The sequence below is a fragment of the Streptomyces qinglanensis genome (assembly GCF_900111245.1).
Lineage (GTDB): Bacteria > Actinomycetota > Actinomycetes > Streptomycetales > Streptomycetaceae > Streptomyces > Streptomyces qinglanensis.
The window spans coordinates 176,783-196,770 of the sequence record NZ_FOGO01000004.1; the positions used below are offsets into that span (position 1 = coordinate 176,783).

A 19,988-nucleotide genomic window follows, 5' to 3' on the forward strand; every position below is an offset into this window, starting at 1 on the left:
AGAGCCTGCCTCGGAGCCGGAGCCGGAGCCGGAGCCGGAGCCGGAGCCGGAGGGCGTGCCTGCCGGCCAGGTTCGTTCGCGGTATGCGGGGGCGATGCTGGGGCATGCGTTCCTGTCCCGCTCTGGAGTGCCGGAGACGTTCGCGTCCTTGCGGACGTCCGCCTCGCGTCGGGCCGATGACGCCGGTTTGTTGTGTGCGGTGACGTTGGCGTTCGGGCTGGGGATCTCTTCGGTCGAGGGTGCGAAGCTGCTTCAGCGGCGGGAGGCCGGCGTGCTGGCGGGTCTGGCATGTCTGCCGGAAATGCGCACGCTGCGCCCGCAGTTGGCGGCGATCGCGGATGCCTGTGATCCTTTGGCGGTGCAGCGGCGGCTGGCCTCGGCGATGCTTGAGGCGGACGCGCCCGCGCTGGGCGTGTACTACGTGGACGACCACTTCGTGCCCTATGCCGGGGCCCGCCCGGTGGGCCGCGGCTGGAACAACAAGCGCAAGCAGGCCCAGAAGGGCCGTGGGGACACGCTGGTCACCGACCACCGGGGCCGCGCGGTGGCGTTCCTGACCGGCGAGCCCTCCGGGCTGACCAAGACCCTGCCCGAAGCGCTGGAGCAACTGCGCGCCATCACCGGCGACGACGCCAAGCTGATGCTCGGCTTCGACCGGGGCGGCGCCTACGCGCGCGTGTTCAGCGTGTGCCGGGCCTTCGACGTCGACTGGCTCACCTACCGGCGCGGCAAGCTGAAGGTGTCCCTGGTCAACCCCACCGCGCACCCCTACCTTCCCGCCGAAGCCGAAGCCGAAGCCGAAGCCGAAGCCGAAGCGGGTGAGGTGGTGTATCTGGCGGATGAGCTGGTGGAGTTCGACGGCTACGGGGTGTGTCGGCAGCTTTCCCTGTTCGAGGACGGGGTGCTACGGCTGCAGGTACTGACCAGTGACATGACCGCCGACGCCGCGTCGCTGCTTGCCTGGCTGCGCTCGCGCCGGCGGATCGAGAACGCCATCAAGGACCTCGCCCGCCTGCACGGCATCGACTGGCTGTGCGACTACCGCATGACCGAGACCGACGACACCACCAACGTCACGTACCCCTTCGGGCCGCAAGCCTGGCAAGCAGCCGGGAGACCCGGGCACCACGCTGCGGCAGGTCGAAGCACCGGACCACCGGATCACGATCCCCGCTCCGGCCTCGTGCCCGGGCTGCGCTGCCCCACTGGCCGAGGTGCCGGTGGCGGCGGTGCGCCGACGGCAGGTCTTCGACCTGCCCGAGCCCGCTCCCGTCGAGGTCACCGAGTACGCGGCCGAGGTCAAACCCTGCCCAGGCTGCGGCATCAGGGCCGCGGGGGCCTTCCCCACCGGTATCGAGAGCCCGGCCCAGTACGGGCCCGAGATCACCACCAAGGTCGCCGACGCGGTACTGGGCCACCACATCCCGGTGTACCGCTCGACGCTGCTGGTCATGGAACTGTGCGCCGCGCGCGTGTCGACCGGGTTCGCCGCGTCCCTGCGGGGGCGTGCGGCCCGCCTGCTGGAAGAGACCTTCCTGCCCGCCGTCCGCGCCCTGCTCATCACCGCCCCGGTGGTCCACGCCGACGAGACCTTCACTCGCACCGCCGGCGCCACCCGCTACCTGCACGTCGCCGCCACCGAACACCTCACTCTCATGCACACCGGCGACCGCTCCGCAGCCACCATCGACGCCGGGGACGTCCTGCCCTACCTCAGCGGGATCCTGGTCCGCGACGGCTACGCCGGCTACACCCACCTGGACAACGTCCTGCACGCCTGGTGCGGCGCCCACCTGCTGCGCGACCTGCGCGGCATCCACGAAGCCCACCCCGAAGGCCAGTTGTGGGCCCGTGCGATGGCCGACACCCTGCTGGAGGCCAACCGCCTCGCACACGCCGCACGCCAAGCGGGCCGCCACGCGCTGAGCGCCGATGAACTGACCGCCGTCCAGCGCCTCTACACCGGAGCCCTGGCCCGTGCCCGCAGCGACAACCGGCACTGCACAAGCGAACTGGCCACTCACGCCCGTACCCTCGCCCGCCGTTTCGGAAACCACCGCGAGGCCATCCTCCGCTTCGCCACCGACCTCGCCGTCCCCTTCACCAACAACCAGTCCGAGCGCGACATCCGCCCCACCAAGGTCCAGCAACGCTCCTCCGGCGGCTGCTGGCGCACCCTCCAAGGACTCGCGGACTTCGCGATCGTCCAGTCCTACTTATCCACGGCCGGCAAGTGGGGCATCGGACGCTACGACGCCCTCAAACGCCTCTTCACCACCGGGGCGTGGATCCCGCACGCCCTCACCCCCGCTGGCGTGTGACCACACAGCCATACCCTGCTGAATAGCTACCTGCAAGGAGCTATCTGACCATGTTTCTATGCTGGCCTATCGGCGGACGACGAACCTGATGACAGGGCCGTCATCGGTTTCCACGACCCCTCCATCAAAATCTCTATCAGGATAGGCTGACTCCAGAGCTGCTCTCCAGAAGAAAGCAATCTCATGTGCGAGTTGCTTTTCAGATTCCATCTCGACTGGACTGCCCGTGTCGCTATCGACAAGTTGCCATAGTCTTAGCTGATTCAAGGTACTTTCTACTGCCGTGGCGTCACCATTGAGTTTTTCAAACCAGTCCGAAAAATTTTGCTCCTCATACGCACGTTCCCAGATGATGCACCCAGAGACTTCGATGAAGCGAGGATGGAAGACTCTTGCGACGGCTGCCCAGTCTGACAAATTCAGGCGATATGCAGCGTAATCGAAGAAGTCGAGACTATCGTACAGTTGATCCACGTGATTCTCCCGGTTTGATGGATCTGATCTTGCTGTTACCTCTCCCTTATGGAGGTGGGAGTTCATCGGGACGGGCGGGGCGTGGCATCTTTTTCCAGGTCCTGAATTCTTCGCCTGTTTTCGGGTTTACGTGTTTCTCCGTCTCGAGGACATGCGGTGCCGGGATTCCTGCGTGCGGCTTCGAGTCTGGGTCTACGTCCACGCGTTTCAAGGTTTTCCCCTCAGTGTCATAGACAGCATACGCTGTCACGGTTCCGTCGTCCTTTCGCCGCACCAAGATCTCGTCGGGATTTGCCGTCTTCGGGAATCTTCCGCTGTGCGGAGTCGCCTTGGACAAGTCGATCCCGCAACCGGCCAACCCGAGAGGGTCAATTTCAGAAAGAGCGTTCTTGACATACGTGGTCGGGTTGGGTGCTGGAACGAGACCGAGCGGGTCCGGGGTCAGATACCGGGCCGTCTCCGGGTCGTAGTAGCGGAAGTAGTTGTAGTTGAGGCCGGTTTCGGGGTCGGCGTACTGGCCGGGGAAGCGGAGCGGGCAGTCGGAGGTGCCCTCCACTGTGGGGCGGGGGAGGGGGGTGCCCCAGAGGGTGGTGCGGTGACGCCAGGTGACCTCGCCTGTCGGGGAGATCAGCTCCGTGGGGGTTCCGGTCTGGTCGGTGAGGACGGCCTGGAAGCGGGGGCGGGTGCCTGTCGGGCCGGTGAGCTTGGTGAGGAGGGAAGAGCCCGGCTCGGGGAGAAGGGGGGTGTGGTCGGTCTGGGCGACGGGGCGGTGGGTGTCGGGGGCGTAGTCCCAGGTGGTGGTGCGGCCGTCGGACGCTGTCCGCTCGGCCACCCGCGTGCCGTCCCAAGCGAAGACGACCGCCTCGTCGTCCGGCCCGTGCTTCGAGACCCGGCGGCCCAACGGGTCGTACGTGTACGTCCACTCCGCACCGTCCGGGGTGGTGACCCCCGACAGGCGATCCTCCGCGTTCCAGGTATAGGTCCAGGTGCGCTGCTGGCCGTTCAGCAGCCGGACTGTCTTGGATATGCGGCGGCCGGCGGCGTCGTGGGCGTACGCCGTGCGGCCCGCGCGGTGGAGGAGCGTTCCCTCCACAGTGCGTTCACCCGGAGCGGGGTGGTCGGGGGCCTCGGCCGACGTGAGGTTGCCAGCCGCGTCGTATGCGTAGGTCTCCCGCCAGCCGTGCGCGTGCACGCCGGTCACCCGGCCCGTCCCGTCGAGGTCGAAGCGCCGGGTGCCGGAGGTGAGTTCGCGTATCTCGGTCAGGTGACCGTCCGGTCGGTATGTGTAGTCGCGGTGCTGGAGGAGCGCCGAGGCGGTGTGCGCCGTCTGTCTGGTGACGCGGTCCGCCGCGTCCCACTGCTGAGTAAGGACGACATCGCCTGTGCGGCGTTCGGTCTCGCGGCCCACGGCGTCGTAGATGAAGGACAGAGCGCCGTGTTCAGTTGCGAGTTGCGCCGGCTGGCCCTCCGCATCGTGGGTCCAGGTGGAGGTGAGGCCCGAAGGCGTGGTGCGTCTGGTGCATCGGCCGAGCAAGTCGTAGGCGAAGGTCGTCGTGCGTTCGTTGACCCTTTCGCTCAACACGCGGCCGACGGCGTCTCGGGTCAGTGTCATATCAGCGTCCGGGCCGCTCGCCCGCACCAGGTCGCCCGTTGTGCTGTAGCCGTACGTCGTGACGGTGTCCGCGTCCTCGTCGTGCTGCTCCGTCAGGCGGCCGAGGGCGTCGTGGGTGAAACGCAGCGTCTGGCCAGCCGCATTTGTGCGGGCCGTCAGTCGGCCTGCGGGGTCAACTGCGTAGGTCAGGACAGCGCCGTTGAAGTCCGTTTCGGAGATGAGACGGCCCGCCGCGTCGTAGGCGTAGTCCCAGTGCCGACCCTGTGGGTTGGTCACCCTGGTGAGGCGGAGTGTGGAGTCGTAGGTGAAGCTGTATACGGCTCCGTCCGCGTCTTCACGCGAGACCGGCATGTCCCAGGGCCCCGGGGTGTGCCGGGTGGTGTGACCAGCGGGGTCGGTGTGGGTGAGGAGATTGCCTTCGGCGTCCCAGGTCCAGTTCTCGCGTCCGCCTGCGGCGTCCTCCCGCCAGCGCGGTTTGCCTTCGACCGTCCAGGCCATGCGCGTGACGTGTCCGAGCGGGTCGGTGATCTCGGTGACACGGCCGAACGTGTCGCGGCTGATGTGGGTGGTGTGGCCCAGCGCGTCGGTCACGGTGGCCGGGAGCCCGGCCGGGTTCGGCCCTATGTGGCGGGTGTGACCGAGGGCGTCGGTGAGGGAGGTCAGATGGCCGCGCGCGTTGTACGCGTAGCTGGTGGCCGCGCCGGTGGGGTCCACATGGCGTGTGAGGTTGCCCAGCTCGTCGTAGGCGTGCTGCCAGCGCGCGCCGCCGGGATCCGTCACGGTGGTCGGCTGCCGCAGATGGTTGTACGTCGCAGAGACATGCGAACCGTCGGGCAGCAGGATCTCGGCGAGATTCCCGTCGTTATCGTAAGTGTAGCGGGTGGTACGGCCCAGTTCGTCCGTGTGAGAAAGGCGGTCGTGCCCTCGGGCGTCCCACTCGGTGTGCGTGGTATTTTCCAGCGGGTCGGTCTCTTCCACGACCTGGCCGTCGTCGTTGTAACGGAAGACGGTCCGGTGACCGTGGGAGTCGATATACGTCGTGATGCACGACGTGTCGTCGTAGGTGAAGGTGTCGTTGTAGATACCGTCGGTGCCCGCGGTGCGGACCGTGCGGCCTGCTTCGTCGTAGGTGAAGCGGCACCACACCCCGTTGCGGTCGGTCCAGGAGAGCATGCGTCCTTCACCGTCGTAGGTGAAGCGCATCGCCTGGCCGCTGGAGTTGATCACCTCGGTCAGATTGCCGGCCTCGTCGTATCCGTAGCGCATCACCAGGGTGCCCGGTGCCGGTGCCTGCTCCCGCTCATACGGCGAAGGGGCCTCATCCAGCAGCCGCAGGGCGGTGACGCGCTGTCCCTCGGTCTCGAGGGCGAGGTGGTAGCCGCCGGAGTGGCGCACCGCGCTGGGTATCCCGGCGGCGTCGCGCTCTACCTCGATGCGGGCGCCGTTGCGGTCCTGCCAGGATTCCACCGGGAGCCGGAGGGTTGTCTCGTCCTGGGTGGGGCCGGGGTGGGCGAAGGTGCGGGTGACGCCGCTGTCGGGGTCGGTGACCCTCAGCACTCCGTCCGGTTTGCCGTCCCATTCCAGGGGCCAGCGCGGGCCCTTCTCCGGCAGGAGGGGCACGCCCGGCTCCGGGACCGGGTAGACCAGCCGCATGCCGTCCGCCGCCGCGAAAACGACGCCCTGCGGATCGAGTTGGACCTGTTCGTCCAGGGTGGAGGACCAACTCGGTCCGAAACACACCCCGGCCCGGTAGGAGGAGACGTGGGTACGGGTGAAGTGCAGCGGCAGCGACGCCGGCAGGGACAGGTCGGTCAACTGCATGAACATCGCCCCGGTGGCGACATCCACCGGCTCACCAGCACCAGGCACCTTCTCCGTCGGCCGCGAGGACTTGCCCGGGATGAGCTTCTCGCGCAGCGAGGCGGGCGGGCGCATCATCGGCGGTCTCGCCCCCGGTCCGGGGGCGAAGGGGCCCAGGACCGCGCCGGTCAGGGTGCCGTACTTCGCGGCGTTGCTCACCTCCTCCAGGCTGATCCCGTCCTGCTGTCCGGCCAGGATGCGTGCGGGCTGGGCCACGGCCAGGTCCATGGCGACGCTGCTCACCCCGGCGAACACCGCACCCCGCGCGATACGCATGACCAGCGCAGCAGCACGGGTGGCCAGGGACGTGGACTTCTCGATGCTGAGGGTGACGATCCCGGTCGCCGCTGCCACCGCCGCCGCGTCCGAAGCTCCGAGGGTGGGGCCGGTCAGCACGATCCCGGCCGCGATCACCGCCGCGCTGCCCACGATCTCGCTGCGGATCTGCTTCTTCGTGCCGTCGATGTCATCGGCGAGTTCGTCGAGCATCTTGGCCATGTCCCGGGCCGCTTCGGGCAGGCTGCGCAGCCAGCCCTTCTCCCCCTTGCCGACATAGCGGGACCAGAACGTCTCGAACGCGTCGACGCCTTCGCCGCTGTTGACCTCCAGGATCCGCTGCGCCGAGTGGTTGGTGTCCCCCTGCACCTCCTCGGCGTCCTTCGCGAACGCCCGCCATGCCTTGGCCGCATCCCGCAGCTTGCCCTCGTCCCCGTCGGGCCAGATCAGGCCCATCCGCTCGAGGATCTCCCACGCCTTTTCCAGAGCGCTCACGCGCCGCCGCCCCCCTGTGTGGTGCTACTTGCCGTCCGCGTCCCGGTCACCGCGGTCACGGACAGCCTTGGTGAACATCCCCTTGATCAAGTCCTCGTTGTCGACATGCCCGTCCTTCATGTCGTCAAGCGCCTCATGAATACTCACCAGCCCGAGAATCAACACCCCCGCCGCCTCCTCGAGAGACCGCTGGTAGGACTTGTAGTCCTTGGCGAAGTTCTCACCCGTAGGGTCGTCGCCCCACGGCTCGCCCAGGCCGTCCAGCGTGGTGATCAGCGTCGTCAGTGCCCGGCTCAGCTTCTTGCTCTGCTTGCCGAAGACCGGTGCCGCCAGCTTCAACTCCGGCACTTCGATCCCCAGCACCTCCCCGCCCTTGGTGGCCCCCGCCCCGTAATCCGAACTCGTGGCGTGATTCAACTGCATCCGCGCAGGCCCATCACCGTGCGACATGACAACCTCCTCCGTAACTGAGCCGAGACAGCCAACCGCGTGGTCAGCCGCGGACGAAAGACTGGAACTCCTGGAAGGTCAATTCGTGCCGGAATGACTGGCTACCTGTCAGAAGAGGGCCGTCGACCGCCGGGACCGCCGGGGTGTGGAGAGTCGGTCCGGGTCATGCCCCCATACCAGGGTGTGTCGTCTGCGCGTAGGCACCTTCGCCACCGTGGAATGCGGCGTGCTCGCAACCGATGTTGCAGTCAGCGTCCCTCGCCTCGGCCTGACGGCGTCCTGAGCCGTCCTCGCGACGCATGTACAGGTTCGCGGGTCCGCATCGCCCTCGCCGGAGTCGACCGCGAGGGACTCTGCGGCGAGGAAGGCCGATGTGGCCAACGAGACGTGACAGAAGCTCCGCTTGCTCACCGAGTTCAACTCCAGAAAGACCAACTGCGGCGCGGCACGGTCGATTCAGATCGCACTCGAACCCCCGCACGCCGAAACATACTCGATTGTAATCATGCCATCACTCAGACGGCTGGATGAATGTCCATTGGCAGGGCGCGGGCCGCTGCGGTGCGCCTCTCCTGGAGTGGGTGCAGGCGTTCGAGCCGATAGCGGAGAGGGGGTGCGAGCTGGACGGCGTTATGACGGCAAGAATCCCCAACTTGTGCTCGGCCTCCTGTACTCACTCGAGGGGTGCCTGGTCGTCGCGTCCGGAGCTCTGCGCGCGAGGAGCTGTAGGTCGGAGCCGAGCCGGTGCATCAACCAGGTGGCCCCGGAGAAGCCGCGTGAGGAGCGGAATTTCCTGCCGATCAGGGGCACGGCCATACGGCCATGCCGGACCCGGCGGACTCCGTGTCCGTGGTGGCGGGCAGCCGGTTAGTCTCGCGCTATGTCCGCCACATGGGATCCCGGTGCGCCGGGGGTGCTGCGCCTGCCGTCCGGGAGGCTCGTCCGCGGCCGGGGGCTGCGGCATGCCCTGCCGTCCGGCGTGGAGCCGGAGTTCGGCCTCTATTTGTCGGGGCGGCCGCCGGACCCGGTCGCTTGGGAGTCCCGCTGGTTGCGGTGGCCCGACTTCCGGTTGCCGAGTGACCGCGCCGAGGCCCGGTCCGCGCTGCGCCAGGTGTGGGAGCGGGCGGCGGACGAACGGGTGGAGGTCGCCTGCGGCGGCGGGGTGGGCCGCACCGGTACGGCCCTCGCCTGCCTGGCCGTGCTCGACGGGGTGCCGGCCGAGCGGGCCGTCGGCTACGTCAGGGAGCACTACGCGCGCCGCGCGGTCGAGACCCCGTGGCAGCGCCGGTATGTGCGGCGGTGCCGGCGGGCTTAGCGTGCCTCATCTGGCGTCGCGGCCGGGGGAGTTGCCGGACCCGTCGCGCGGCGCCGACCCGTCGCCGGACACCCGCCGGGCGGCGGCGACGCGGGCCGCGAGCCGGGAGTGGTGGGCGCCGGGCCAGTAGAGGTGTCCGCAGGCGGTGCAGCGGGTGAACGTGTCGTAGGTGCGCCGGGTGCCCGGCGGGAGCTGTTCGGCGATCTCCTCCTTGGGGACGGGCACGAGCATTCCGTTGCAGGCCGGGCAGCGGGTCCAGGGGGCCAGCGGTGGCGCGAAGCGTTCCAGTACGTCGGTGAGCTGCTCGTCGGGGCGGCTCCCGCGCACGTAGGCGCCCAGCCACAGTGCTCGTCGGAGCAGCAGACCGCGGTCCTGGGTCAGCAGGATGCGGCGCTCGGCCGCGGCCTGCTCCACCAGTTCCGGGTCCGCCGCGTCGTTGCGGTAGGCGGTGTCCACTCCCAGCAGCCGCAGCCGCCGGGCCAGCGCTCCCAGGTGCACGTCGAGCACGAACCGGGGCGGCATGGGTGCCGTGGGCGGCAGCGGCTGCGGGCGGGGCACGGGGGACAGTTCGATACGGGCGCCGTCCGGCGGGCGGTACGCGGCGGGAACAGGCTCGCCGTCGGCCCGCAGCCGGGACACTTCCGTCAGCGGTACGCCGAGCGACTGCACCACGTGGCCCAGCGAGGCGGCACCGTCGTAGGGGCAGGGCATGCCGTCCGGGTCGCGGGCCGGGCGGCGCCGCCGCGCGGGGAGGAAGTGGCGCAACTCCTCGGGGACCAGGATGCGGAGCCGGGCCGCGGAGGCCGGCGGCCGCGCCCGGTTGGTCACCGGGTCCCGTCCCGGGGTGGGGCGGTCACGGGGCCTGGCCCGGTGCCAGGGTGGTCACCGGTTCTCTCGTCCGGTGTCAGGGCGGTCACCGGCTCTCGTCCGGTGTCAGGGCGGTCACCGGCCCTCCTCCGGTGCGGGTGCGGTGGTGCGCACCTGGAAGGCGGTGTGTCCCTGCGGTTCCTGCTCGGTGACCCGCACGTCGTCGACGAACGCGGCCGGTGGCCCTTCGCGGGCCCACTCCACCAGGGTTTCGACGTCTTCCGGCGCACCCTCGAAGACGGCTTCGACGCTGCCGTCCGGCAGGTTGCGCACCCATCCGCGTACCCCTTGTGCGGCGGCCGTCCGGCGGCAGGTGTCCCGGAAGAAGACGCCCTGCACCTGCCCCGTCACGATGATCCGCCGGGATCGCACAGCCATCGGTTCACTCCAGCCCTCGGGTGGTGGCCCGGCCATGGTCGCGCGAACCCCGCCCGGGGGCATCCCGGCTTCCCGCGTCTCTCACGGACGCGGTGCTCCGGACCGGGACGCGGTCGTTCCGGGCGTTCTGCGACCGCTCGGCGCCGGGTCCGCAGCCCGCGCCCGCGCCCGCGCCCGCGCCCGCGCCCGCGAGCGCGGGGTCAGCCGCTGTGCTGCCGGGCCCGGCGGGCGGGTGCGGGGGAGGGGGTGCTCAGGTGGCCGCCGGCCAGGTGGTCCAGGAGCCGCAGGAACGTCTCCCGGTCGCCGTCCGGCAGCGCGTCGAGTGCTTGCCCGTGCACCGAGTCCACGATCCGCTGGCTGCGTTCGGCCGTCCGGGCGCCCTTCTCGGTGACGGCGATGATCCGTGCCCGGCGGTCGGTGCTGGAGGGGCGGCGCTCGGCGAGTCCGGCCTTCTCCAGCGCGTCGACCGTGACGACCATCGTGGTCTTGTCCATGTCGCCGATCCCGGCGAGTTCGCTCTGGGTGCGTTCGCCCTCCAGCGCGTGCACCAGTACGCAGTGCATGCGCGCGGTCAGTCCGATCTCCGCGAGCGCCGCCGCCATCCGGGTGCGCAGCACATGGCTGGTGTGGTCCAGCAGGTAGGAGAGGTCCGGCTGGGTGCGGGTCGGTGGCGTCATGGCGGTCATGAGGTCAGCTTACCGGGAGGATCGTCCCCAAGAATATCGTCTGCGACGAAACTATCTGCTACGGTCTTGCTCTGTTCCGCTCCCTCCGCTGTGCGAACCGAGAGGCCACCATGCCCGCATCCGCAACCACTGCCGGAGGCCCCCGCGGCCTCGCACTCGGCGTCATCGCCGCCGGGACCCTGATGATCATCCTGGACGGCTCCATCGTCACCGTGGCGCTCCCGGCCATCCAGCGTGACCTCGACTTCGCCGCCTCGCAGCTGAGTTGGGTCGTCAACGCCTACCTCGTCGCCTTCGGCAGCCTGCTGCTGCTCGCCGGCCGACTCGGCGACCTCCTCGGCCGCAAGCGGATGTTCCTCGCCGGGACCGGCGTCTTCACCGCCGCTTCGCTGCTGGCCGGGCTCGCCACCACCCCCGCCGTCCTGCTGGCCGCCCGCTTCCTGCAGGGCGTCGGCAGCGCCATGGCGACCGCCGTCGGGCTCGGCATCCTCGTCACGCTCTACCCCGGGAGCAAGGAACGAGCGGGCGCCATAGCCGTCTTCAGCTTCACCGGCGCCGCCGGCGCCTCCATCGGCCAGGTCCTCGGCGGCGTCCTGACCGACCTGCTCACCTGGCACTGGATCTTCTTCATCAACCTGCCCATCGGCGCCCTCGTGTTCGCGTTCGCCCTCCCCTCGCTCCCGGCGGACGCCGGGAGCGGACTGCGGGCCGGGGCCGACGGCTGGGGCGCGCTCCTGATCACCTCGGGGCTGATGGCGGGCATCTACGGAGTCGTCAACGCCACCGAACACGGCTGGGGTTCACCGCACACCCTGGTGCCCGCGCTCGCAGGCGCCGCCCTCCTGGCGGGCTTCGCGCGGCGCCAGGTCCGGGCCCGCACCCCGCTGATGCCGCCGCGCGTGCTGCGCTCGCGCAGCGTGGCCGTGGCGAACCTCGTGCAGATGCTGATGGTCGCGGCCCTCTTCTCCTTCCAGCTCCTGCTCGCCCTCTACCTGCAGAACGTCCTCGAATACGGCGCCGCCCGCACCGGCATCGCCATGCTGCCCGCCGCCCTGGTCATCGGAGCGGTCTCGCTCGGCGCCTCAGCGCGGCTGACCGCGCGGTACGGGGAACGCGCCGTGCTGCTGACCGGGATCGCGCTGCTGATCGGCGTGCTCGGACTGCTCGTCCGGCTACCGGTGCACGCGCACTACGCCACCGACCTGCTGCCCGTGATGCTGCTCGCGGCGGGCTTCGGCCTGGCTCTGCCCGCCCTCACCTCGCTGGGCATGAGCGGCGCCGACGAGAGCGACGCCGGACTGGCCTCCGGGCTGTTCAACACCACCCAGCAGATCGGCATGGCGCTCGGCGTCGCCACCCTCTCCACCCTGGCGGCCGCCCGAACCGACACCCTGACCGCCGCCGGCAGCTCCCGCGCCGCCGCACTGACGGGGGGCTACCACGCGGCCTTCGCCACCGGGGCCGGGCTGCTCGTCCTGGCGTTCGTCCTCGCGTTCGCGGCGCTGCGCAAGCCCGTATCCGAAGGCGGCACCCCCGCGGCACCGGCCCCGGAACCGGTCGCCGCCGCGGAGCAACCCGCGAACTGACAGCCGACCTCCCGTCCCATCGCCCCGAAGGAACCGCCATGCCCGGACCCGCCCCCCGCCCGCTCACCGACCCCGAGCTCGACCGGCTCCTCTCCGAGCAGCAGTTCGGCACGCTGGCCAGCGTCCGCAGCAGCGGTCACCCGCACCTGACCACGGTGCTGTACCGCTGGGACACGGCAGCACGCGTCCTGCGGATCTCCACCACCCGCGACCGCCTCAAGCCCCGGCACTTCCGCGCCGACCCGCACGCGGCCCTGCACGTGAGCCGCGACGTGTGGACCTTCGCGGTCGCCGAGGGCGAGGCCGAGGTCTCCCAGCCGACCACCGTGCCGGGCGACGCCGTCGGCCGCGAGCTCGCCGCCATGGCCGGCGGCTTCGCCACCCCGGAGGACGAGGAGAGGTTCCTGGCCGAAGCCGTCCAGGAACGGCGTGTCGTCATCCGCCTCCGGGTGTCCCGGCTCTACGGCACCGCGCTCGATGTCGGGGGCGCCGGCTGACCCGCACCGGGACGCGGCGGCCGGGGACGGCTGCGGATTTCTTCCGGCCCGGGCGATGAGTTTCGGTTCCGGACCCGCTCTGCCCCTGTATGACACGCATCATCGCCGACATCTCGGTCTCTCTGGACGGCTTCGTCACCGGCCCGGATCCCGGTCCCGACAACGGGCTGGGCACCGGTGGCGAGGCCCTGCACACCTGGGCGTTCTCCGACGACCCCGAGGACCGCCGGGTGCTGCGCGAGGCGACCGCCCGCTCGGGCGCCGTCGTCCTCGGCCGACGGCTCTTCGACGTGGTCGACGGGCCCCACGGCTGGGACGACCGGACCGGCTACGGCGCCGGTGAGGTCGGCAAGCCCGCGTTCTTCGTCGTGACGAGTACGCCGCCGGAGTCGGTGCGGCTCACCGACCTCGACTGGACCTTCGTCACCACCGGCCTGTCCGACGCGGTCTCCGCCGCGCGCGCTCGCGCCGAGGAGGCGTCCTCGGACAGCGGCAGGGAGCTGGACGCATTTCTGATGGGCGGCGGCGCACTGGTCGGCTCGGCGCTCGACGCCGGGCTGGTCGATGTGCTGCAACTGCACCTCGCACCCGTCGTGCTGGGTTCCGGGACGCCGCTGTTCACCGGCGGGACGCCACGCACGCTGGTGCAGCGCGCCGTGACCGCGACCTCGACCGCGACGCATCTGACCTACGACGTCCGCTGACGGCCACCGGCCTCGGGCCTCAGGACGGGTCCAGGAGCCCGGCGAGCGCGCCGCGACTGCGCTGCAGCGCGTCGGCTCCGTACCGCTGCCGGCAGCGCCCGCGTTCCTGGACCTGTTGCACCGTGCACACGAGGCGGAGCCGTCGGCGTCACCCTGAGTTGCCGCCGCGGGCAGGGCCGGTGGCCGACGCGGGCGGCCCGACCTCCCACGACACCCGGATGCCACGTTCGACGCGACGGTTCCGGCGGCATCGCGCAGGGTCTTCGGTAGCTGCCCCGGACACCGGCCGCCCGGTCGGCGGAACTGCGGGGTGCAACGGCACTGCGGGGTGCGACGGCGCTGTGGGGCGCATCGGTACCGCTTCTGCTCCTGCGAGGAGGGAGCCTATGCCGGAGGTGACCGACGGCGGGACCGGGAGAGCCGCTCCGCCTGCGGCGAAGCCGTTCTGAGGAGTTCTGAGGAGCCTGGTCGGAGTGTCACGGAACCGCCGCCTGATCATGAGTCCACCGCCCGAGGTGTGGAGCCTGCTGTCCGACGGGCACCGGTACGGGGAGTGGGTGACCGGCACCCAGCGCGTCCTCGACACGGACCCGCACTGGCCCCGGGCCGGTGCCCGGCTCCGGGTCCGCGTCGGCATCGGTGCCCTGACCCTCGACGACACCTGCGTCGTCCGGATCTGCGAACCCGAGCGCCGCCTGGAACTGGAAGCCAGGGCCGAACCCTTCGGCGCGGCCCGCATTGCCATCGAGCTGATCCCCTGGGGCGAGCACACCCTCGTCGTCCTGGAATGGCATCCGCTGCGCGGTCCGGGTACACGGATGCACGGTCTTCCCGTCGACTACGTCGTCGCAGTCCGCAACGGCATGATGCTGACCAAACTGGCCCGCATCGCCGCACGCGAACACACCTGCGGCACCGGGCGCACCCCACCGGAGGGCCCCGAGCCGGGACGGCGGCTCTCCGCCCCCTCCTGACGGTGTCCTCCTGCGGACGTCCTCCTGACGGAGTCCTTCCGGCGACCCGCTACGGCCGGGACGGCGACCCGCTACGGCCGGGACGGCGACCCGCGGCGGCCGGGACGGCGGCCCGCCGCAGCAGCCGAGCGCCGCACGTCATCCTGGACGGTCGCCGCGGCGGAGGCGGTGGACGACACTGTGCCGCAGCGGGCCGGGCGGCACGGTGGGATCCTCGAAGTCGTCGGCCGGGTCGTGGGTCATGCCCAGACGGCGCATCACCGCCTGGGAGCGCACATTGCCGACGGGAGTGATCGCCACGATCTCCGGAAGGTCCAGCGACGCGAATCCGAACTCCACTGCCGCGCGGCCCGCCTCCGTCGCGAAGCCGTACCCCCATGCGGAGCGGGCCAGCCGCCAGCCGACCTCCACCCCCTCGACCGGCAGCTCCTCCTCCACCGGGTCCAGCCCGGCGAAGCCGATGAACTCTCCGCTCGCCCGGACTTCGACCGCCCACCAGCCCCAGCCGCGCCGCTCCAGATCCGCCTGGAAGCGAGCCACCGACGCATCGCTCTCCGCCCGGCTGAGCAGCCCGGGGAAGTGCTCCCGCACCTGCGGATCGGCATTCATCGCAGCCCAGGGGGCAAGATCGCTCTCCTGCCATCCGCGGAGCAGCAGGCGTTCGGTCAGCAGCTCGGTCGTCACGGCGCCAAGCTAACGGTCCCGGCGCGGGGCGGCGAGAGCATTTCGTCCCGGCGGGGCGGTCGCGGACCGCCGTGCGGGCCTTGGGGGACCCTGTGCGGGCCCGGGCACGGGGGTGTGCGGCGCACGGCCGCCCGGTCCGCGCCGCTGCCCTCGGACGTCGCCTCTCGACTCCGGGGTGTACCGGCGTACGCATGAGACTGCAGGCAGCGCGGACGGGAACCTCCCCCCGTCCGCCGTGGACCGGGCGGCCGACCGAGAAGGCCGAGGGTCACCCGGCGTGAGATCTCGCGCACACCGAAGGTAGGACGGCCCGCACCCTCGGGACTATGTACAGATGTCACACCCCTGGAGCTCATAGGTGTGACAGATGCTCAAGGCCGGCAGCCGTCAGGCGCTCAGGTGCTTTCGCGGCCCACCGTTTCGGCCGGGAACCGGATGCGCCGACCGTCACTCCACCGGCCGTGCCGGGCACGCGGGGCCAGGTCGCGCCGGGTGCCGTCCGACTGCGCAACCCGTCCCCGTCCCACGGCGCGCGCCCCGCACCCGACGCCGTCTCGTGCCGCTGCTCAAGCGAGCGGGCCGAGTTCGGCCGCGACCAGGTCCGTGAGCCGCTGTGCGCTGTCGAAGTGCGGAGTGAGCCGGGTCTTGGCCATGGCGAAGGAGATGCCGCTGGTGGTGTCGGCGTAGACGTAACTGCCACCACCGCCGACCCAACCGAACGCGGTGGGTGCCTCATGCGGTCCGGCGCCGAGGCGGCCGAGCGGATAACCCAGCGCCAGCCGCGCAGGGTTGCCGAAGACCTGGTCGGTGCCCTCGAAGGCCACTGCCGTCACCTCCTGGAGCTGACGGGCGTCGATGAGCCGGCCGGCGAGGACCGCGGCATTCATGGCAGCGACTCCCCGCGCGGTGAACGTGCCCACCGACGGGATGTCCGCCCGCAGGAACTCCCGGTTGTTGCCCAGGTCCGCGGCTGGTTGCATCTCCCAGGATGCGAGCACGGCAGTGTCGTCAGGTGGGGCGGCGGAGGGCGGTACGTCGTCTTCGAGCCGTGCCAGCCGGTCCAGGTCGGCCCGGGGCACACCGAAGTACAGTTCGCCGTCGAGGCCCAGGGGCGCGGCGACCCACTCCCGCAGGAGCTGCCGCATCGGCTTCCCGGTGGCCCGGCGTGCGATTTCGCCGACGAGGAAGCCGAACGTGAACGAGTGGTACCCCGTCTCGGTCCCGGGACGCCACCGCGGCGCGGCGTCGGCGAGCGCGGTGCAGACCCGCGGCCAGTCGGCCAGGTCGGCGGGGCCGATACCGCGAGGCATCGCCGGCACGCCGACCGAGTGCGTCAGCACGTGTCGGAGAGTGGCGGTCGCCTTGCCGTGCGCACCGAACTCCGGCCACAACTCGACCACCGGTGTGTCGTATCCGACGGCACCGGTCTTGACGAGCAGGTGGGCGATCAGCGACGTCATGACCTTGCCGGCGGAGAAGCTGAAGAACAGGGTCTGCGGGGTCACCCTGCGCCCGGTCCGGCTGTCGGCGGCTCCGGCGACAGCGTCGACGACAAGCGCACCGTGCTGGTGAACCGCAGTCTGGAGGCCGGTCTCGGCTCCGGTGGCGACGAGTTCGTCGAGGACACTCTGGACCTTCGGCTGCAATGTAGGCATCGTCGTCACCGGCTCGGCCAGTTGTAGCGCGTCTGGCTGGACGTCGGCAGCTTGCCGAAGGCGAATCCGACTGTAGGCGCCACCCGGTACAGCCTGACATCGCCGCCCACGACAGCCTGACCCAGCCCGTACCAGGTGCCCTCGGTGCTGGTCAGATGGGTGCCGTACTTCCGCTCGAGGTCCGCGACCGCCTGTTCACGCGCGGCGCGCTTCTCGACGACGGATGCGACACCCTCGATCACGACGTCCACACCGGTCAACGCATGCGTGCCGGTGGTCAGCGCGCAGCGGGGATTGTGGTCGAGGTTCCGTGCCTTGCGCTCCTCACCTCCCGTGGTGAAGCACATGCCCCCCAGGCTCCAGACCGCCAACAGCGGTGTCACATGCGGTCGCCCGTCCGGCCGCACCGTGGAGAGCCAGAACACCTCCGCCTCGCCGAGCAACTCCAACGCCGACGTCCACGGTGTCGCCCGCGCGCCAGGAGCCGAGAACGGCCCCAGCACGGCCTCCGGTTCACTGTCCGACATGACACACCCTCCGTGGGGCTCGCGATCCGCAGCGACAGTCCCGCCCACTCCGGACCAACACACCCAGCCGCCCTGCAGTTACGGGACATCCGGCAGGACGGGTTCGGCACGTGCGTGAGCGGCTGTCGTCCGGGCGTCGGTTCGGGCCTCGATGATGGCGCTCCACAGCGCATGCCGCTAGGCTCAGCACTGCTCATGCGCGGGTGGCGAGCACTGGCGACGTGTCCGATGGGGGACAGTGCCTCTTCCCCGACAGGCGATGAGCACGATGAGTCTCCGATCGTCGCAGAGCCTCAGCAGGCCATCCGCAAGCGGTGGTCGAGCTGAGGCTGCCCGCCGACTGGTCGACCACCTTCATGAAGGGGTCGACTGGTGAGGCTCACACTTCAGGTCCAGGTGCTTCTCGTACTTCTGTCCTTCGTGTCGTCGCTGCTGGTAGCGGTGGTGGCCGGGGTTCTTTCCCATGAGGCCGGAGCACCGGCGGCGGGCGCGTTGTTGTACGGCGGGGGCGCGTTCATCGGCTGGATGACGCTCTGCGTCACCGTGCTGACGGCACTCGGCCTGCTCGGGCAGCACAGCCGCACCGGTGGGTGAGGGCGCGGCGGGCGCCCGCCGCGCCCCCGCTGCTGCGGCCCGCGGCAGCGGACGGTCCCGCCCACGGCAGCCGGGGGCGTCAGGGGAGGGCGTAGGTGCGGGCGAGGACCTCCACGGTGGCGGCCACGGCTCGACGCAGTTCGGCCGGTGCGACGACCTCGACATCGACGCCGAGCCGCAGCAGCTCACCGCAGGCGTGTCCGGTGCTCTCGGTGGGGATGACCGCCTCGACCCAACCCTCGTCGCCGACGGCGGTGGCGGTGGCGTCGACCGACCGGACCACCTCCGGGGGGACGTTGTCCGGCAGCCGTCGGCGTCCCCGGGGCGACAGGCGGATGGTGGCGCTGCCGGTGTAGCGGCGTGCCGTGAAATCCGCCAGGTATCCGGCCCAGTACGCGCCCAGGTCGAAGTCGCCCGGTCGCTCGAACAACTCGTCGCTCAGTGCCGCCTCCAGGACCTGGCCCGCGCGGTACGTCGCGACCCCCTTCGCCGTGGCGGCCACCAGATACCAGGTACCTGACTTGAGGACCAGCCCGTACGGGTGGAGGCGGCGGTCCACCTCCTGTGGTGCCCGCCAGCGGCGGTAGCGCACGTCCACCGCACGCCGGGTGAGCACCGCGTCGACCAGGAGGGGCAGATGCGGCGCCGGTTCCGGCTCCCGGTACCAGCCGGGAGCGTCCAGATGGAAGACCGCGGCGGTCCGCGCCGCCTCCGCGCGTGCCCCCGTCGGCAGTGCCGCCAGCAGTTTCAGCCGGGCCGCCGTCACCTCCTCCGCCAGCCCCAGCTCGGCGGCGGGGCCGGGAAGCCCGGCGAAGAACAGGGCGCGCGCCTCGCCCTCGCTCATCCCGGTCAGCCGGGTGCGGTAGCCCTCCAGCAGTTGGTACCCGCCACCGCGGCCCGGTTCCGCGTAGACCGGAATCCCGGCGGCCTGCAGACGTGTCAGATCGCGGTAGGCGGTGCGCACGGACACCTCCAGCTCCTCGGCGATCCCCTGCGCCGACATGCGGCCGCGGGACTGGAGGAGCAGAAGCACCGACAGCAGACGACTGGCAGTCATGACGGCATTCTCCTCGGAAACCCTGACAGTCCCTGTCACACGGCTCTCCTACCGTCGACCCGCGTCCCGGCGGGCCGTACGCGTCGCACTCGCCACCCGCCGACCCCGTCGAACAGGAGACCCGCCGTGTCCCCGAACGACCTTCCCGGCCTGCCCGCCGTGATCGAGCTTCGCCAGTACACGCTGCGCCCCGGCCGCCGGGACGAACTCGTCGACCTCTTCGAGCGGGAGTTCGTCGAGTCCCAGGAGGAGGTGGGGATGCGGGTGCTCGGCCAGTTCCGCGACCTCGACGACCCGGACCGGTTCGTCTGGTTGCGCGGATTCCCCGACATGGCGTCGCGCCGTCGCGGCCTCACGGACTTCTACGGCGGCCCCGTCTGGGCCCGGCACGGCCCCCGGGCGAACGACACCATGGTCGACTCCGACGACGTCCTCCTCCTGCGCCCGGTGCCGGGCCCGCGCGCCGCCGCCGACTCTCCCGCCGTGCGGCCCCCGGTCGGAGCCCCCGCACCGGACCGGTTCGTCTCCGCGACCGTGTGGTCCTTCCCGCCGGGGCAGCGCGACGGCATCGCGTCGATCCGCGACGGTCTCCTCCCGGCCCTCACGGAGACGGGGCCCGCGCCGCTCGCCTTCCTGGTCACCGAGGAGGCGCGCAACACGTTCCCCGGACTGCCGGTCCGCACCGGAGAGAACGTCGCGGTGCTCCTCTTCTCGTACCCCGACGAGAACGCGCACCGACGGCATCTGGCCGAGGCAACCGCCCGCACCCATGTGCGGGACGCCGTCCTGCCGGGCCTCGCCCGCCTGCAGACGACGGCCCCCCGGACCCTCCGGCTGGCGCCCACCGGCCGCTCGCTCCTCGTCTGACGCCGCTCACCGCTCGGGCGGTCGCCCCGCCGGCGGTAGTGAAATGAGCGTGTGTCACGTGTGATTGATGGTGCATCAGGTGATGGTGTGAGTATTGATCTCATCTCGC

General features: G+C 70.8%; 17 protein-coding genes and 2 pseudogenes. 9 read left to right on the plus strand and 10 right to left on the minus strand.

Features of this window, described 5'->3' with window-relative positions; all coding sequences use genetic code 11:
• Window positions 1-94: 94 nt before the first annotated feature.
• Window positions 95-1,072: pseudogene (locus tag BMX65_RS34265) on the plus strand (putative transposase); the annotation flags it as partial.
• A 46-nt stretch (window positions 1,073-1,118) separates the two neighbouring features.
• Window positions 1,119-2,321: pseudogene (tnpC, locus tag BMX65_RS10580) on the plus strand (IS66 family transposase); the annotation flags it as partial.
• 66 nt (window positions 2,322-2,387) lie between these two features.
• On the opposite strand, the gene BMX65_RS32455 reads toward tnpC, so the two are convergent.
• From BMX65_RS32455 to BMX65_RS10600, 3 genes are read right to left on the minus strand one after another with little or no spacing between them, the layout of a single operon-like run.
• The gene (locus BMX65_RS32455; protein ID WP_143081831.1) at window positions 2,388-2,795 is read right to left on the minus strand and encodes a hypothetical protein; all 408 of its coding nucleotides are present in this window, start codon (window positions 2,793-2,795) and stop codon (window positions 2,388-2,390) included.
• 46 nt (window positions 2,796-2,841) lie between these two features.
• Window positions 2,842-7,038, minus strand: a complete 4,197-nt coding sequence (locus BMX65_RS10595) for a DUF6531 domain-containing protein (RefSeq protein WP_079171812.1) — start codon at window positions 7,036-7,038, stop codon at window positions 2,842-2,844.
• Between the two features lie 24 nt (window positions 7,039-7,062).
• A complete protein-coding gene (locus BMX65_RS10600; RefSeq protein WP_074999955.1) occupies window positions 7,063-7,461 on the minus strand; it encodes a hypothetical protein in 399 nt (132 codons plus the stop codon).
• 907 nt (window positions 7,462-8,368) lie between these two features.
• Here BMX65_RS10600 and BMX65_RS10610 point away from each other — a divergent pair.
• Window positions 8,369-8,803, plus strand: a complete 435-nt coding sequence (locus BMX65_RS10610) for a protein-tyrosine phosphatase family protein (protein WP_074999957.1) — start codon at window positions 8,369-8,371, stop codon at window positions 8,801-8,803.
• A gap of 6 nt (window positions 8,804-8,809) precedes the next feature.
• Here the strand turns inward: BMX65_RS10610 and BMX65_RS10615 are convergent, their stop codons facing one another.
• From BMX65_RS10615 to BMX65_RS10625, 3 genes are all read right to left on the minus strand, one after another.
• Window positions 8,810-9,631 (minus strand): Mut7-C RNAse domain-containing protein, encoded by an 822-nt coding sequence (locus BMX65_RS10615; RefSeq protein WP_074999958.1) that lies wholly within the window; start codon window positions 9,629-9,631, stop codon window positions 8,810-8,812.
• A 114-nt stretch (window positions 9,632-9,745) separates the two neighbouring features.
• A complete protein-coding gene (locus BMX65_RS10620; protein ID WP_177214235.1) occupies window positions 9,746-10,048 on the minus strand; it encodes an acylphosphatase in 303 nt (100 codons plus the stop codon).
• Window positions 10,049-10,248: 200 nt separating this feature from the next.
• Window positions 10,249-10,734, minus strand: a complete 486-nt coding sequence (locus BMX65_RS10625) for a MarR family winged helix-turn-helix transcriptional regulator (protein ID WP_074999959.1) — start codon at window positions 10,732-10,734, stop codon at window positions 10,249-10,251.
• A gap of 110 nt (window positions 10,735-10,844) precedes the next feature.
• Here BMX65_RS10625 and BMX65_RS10630 point away from each other — a divergent pair, with 110 nt between their 5' ends.
• The 4 genes from BMX65_RS10630 (at window position 10,845) to BMX65_RS10645 (ending at window position 14,495) form a co-directional block, all read left to right on the plus strand.
• Window positions 10,845-12,320: an MFS transporter gene (locus BMX65_RS10630; RefSeq protein WP_074999960.1), complete on the plus strand. Its 1,476-nt coding sequence runs from the start codon at window positions 10,845-10,847 to the stop codon at window positions 12,318-12,320.
• Window positions 12,321-12,358: 38 nt separating this feature from the next.
• On the plus strand, window positions 12,359-12,817 hold the full coding sequence (locus BMX65_RS10635) for a TIGR03618 family F420-dependent PPOX class oxidoreductase (protein WP_074999961.1): 459 nt from the start codon (window positions 12,359-12,361) through the stop codon (window positions 12,815-12,817).
• A gap of 89 nt (window positions 12,818-12,906) precedes the next feature.
• Complete coding sequence (locus BMX65_RS10640) at window positions 12,907-13,521, plus strand: dihydrofolate reductase family protein (RefSeq protein ID WP_074999962.1); 615 nt, start codon at window positions 12,907-12,909, stop codon at window positions 13,519-13,521.
• Window positions 13,522-13,994: 473 nt separating this feature from the next.
• The gene (locus BMX65_RS10645; protein ID WP_074999963.1) at window positions 13,995-14,495 is read left to right on the plus strand and encodes an SRPBCC family protein; all 501 of its coding nucleotides are present in this window, start codon (window positions 13,995-13,997) and stop codon (window positions 14,493-14,495) included.
• Between the two features lie 138 nt (window positions 14,496-14,633).
• Here BMX65_RS10645 and BMX65_RS10650 read toward each other — a convergent pair whose 3' ends face one another.
• The 3 genes from BMX65_RS10650 to BMX65_RS10660 all read right to left on the minus strand — a co-directional run bounded on the left by BMX65_RS10650 (window position 14,634) and on the right by BMX65_RS10660 (window position 17,361).
• Window positions 14,634-15,179 (minus strand): GNAT family N-acetyltransferase, encoded by a 546-nt coding sequence (locus BMX65_RS10650; protein ID WP_074999964.1) that lies wholly within the window; start codon window positions 15,177-15,179, stop codon window positions 14,634-14,636.
• 566 nt (window positions 15,180-15,745) lie between these two features.
• Complete coding sequence (locus BMX65_RS10655) at window positions 15,746-16,834, minus strand: serine hydrolase domain-containing protein (protein ID WP_074999965.1); 1,089 nt, start codon at window positions 16,832-16,834, stop codon at window positions 15,746-15,748.
• Between the two features lie 5 nt (window positions 16,835-16,839).
• Window positions 16,840-17,361 carry a pyridoxamine 5'-phosphate oxidase family protein gene (locus BMX65_RS10660; RefSeq protein ID WP_074999966.1) on the minus strand — a complete coding sequence of 174 codons (522 nt, stop codon included), beginning with the start codon at window positions 17,359-17,361 and terminating at the stop codon, window positions 16,840-16,842.
• 372 nt (window positions 17,362-17,733) lie between these two features.
• Between BMX65_RS10660 and BMX65_RS10665 the strand changes: the two genes are divergently transcribed.
• A complete protein-coding gene (locus BMX65_RS10665) occupies window positions 17,734-17,955 on the plus strand; it encodes a hypothetical protein (protein WP_074999967.1) in 222 nt (73 codons plus the stop codon).
• A 79-nt stretch (window positions 17,956-18,034) separates the two neighbouring features.
• On the opposite strand, the gene BMX65_RS10670 is transcribed toward BMX65_RS10665, so the two are convergent.
• Window positions 18,035-19,012 (minus strand): helix-turn-helix transcriptional regulator, encoded by a 978-nt coding sequence (locus BMX65_RS10670; protein ID WP_074999968.1) that lies wholly within the window; start codon window positions 19,010-19,012, stop codon window positions 18,035-18,037.
• A 126-nt stretch (window positions 19,013-19,138) separates the two neighbouring features.
• Between BMX65_RS10670 and BMX65_RS10675 the strand changes: the two genes are divergently transcribed.
• Window positions 19,139-19,879, plus strand: coding sequence for an NIPSNAP family protein (locus BMX65_RS10675; RefSeq protein WP_074999969.1), 741 nt, complete (start codon window positions 19,139-19,141; stop codon window positions 19,877-19,879).
• Window positions 19,880-19,988 lie beyond the last annotated feature (109 nt).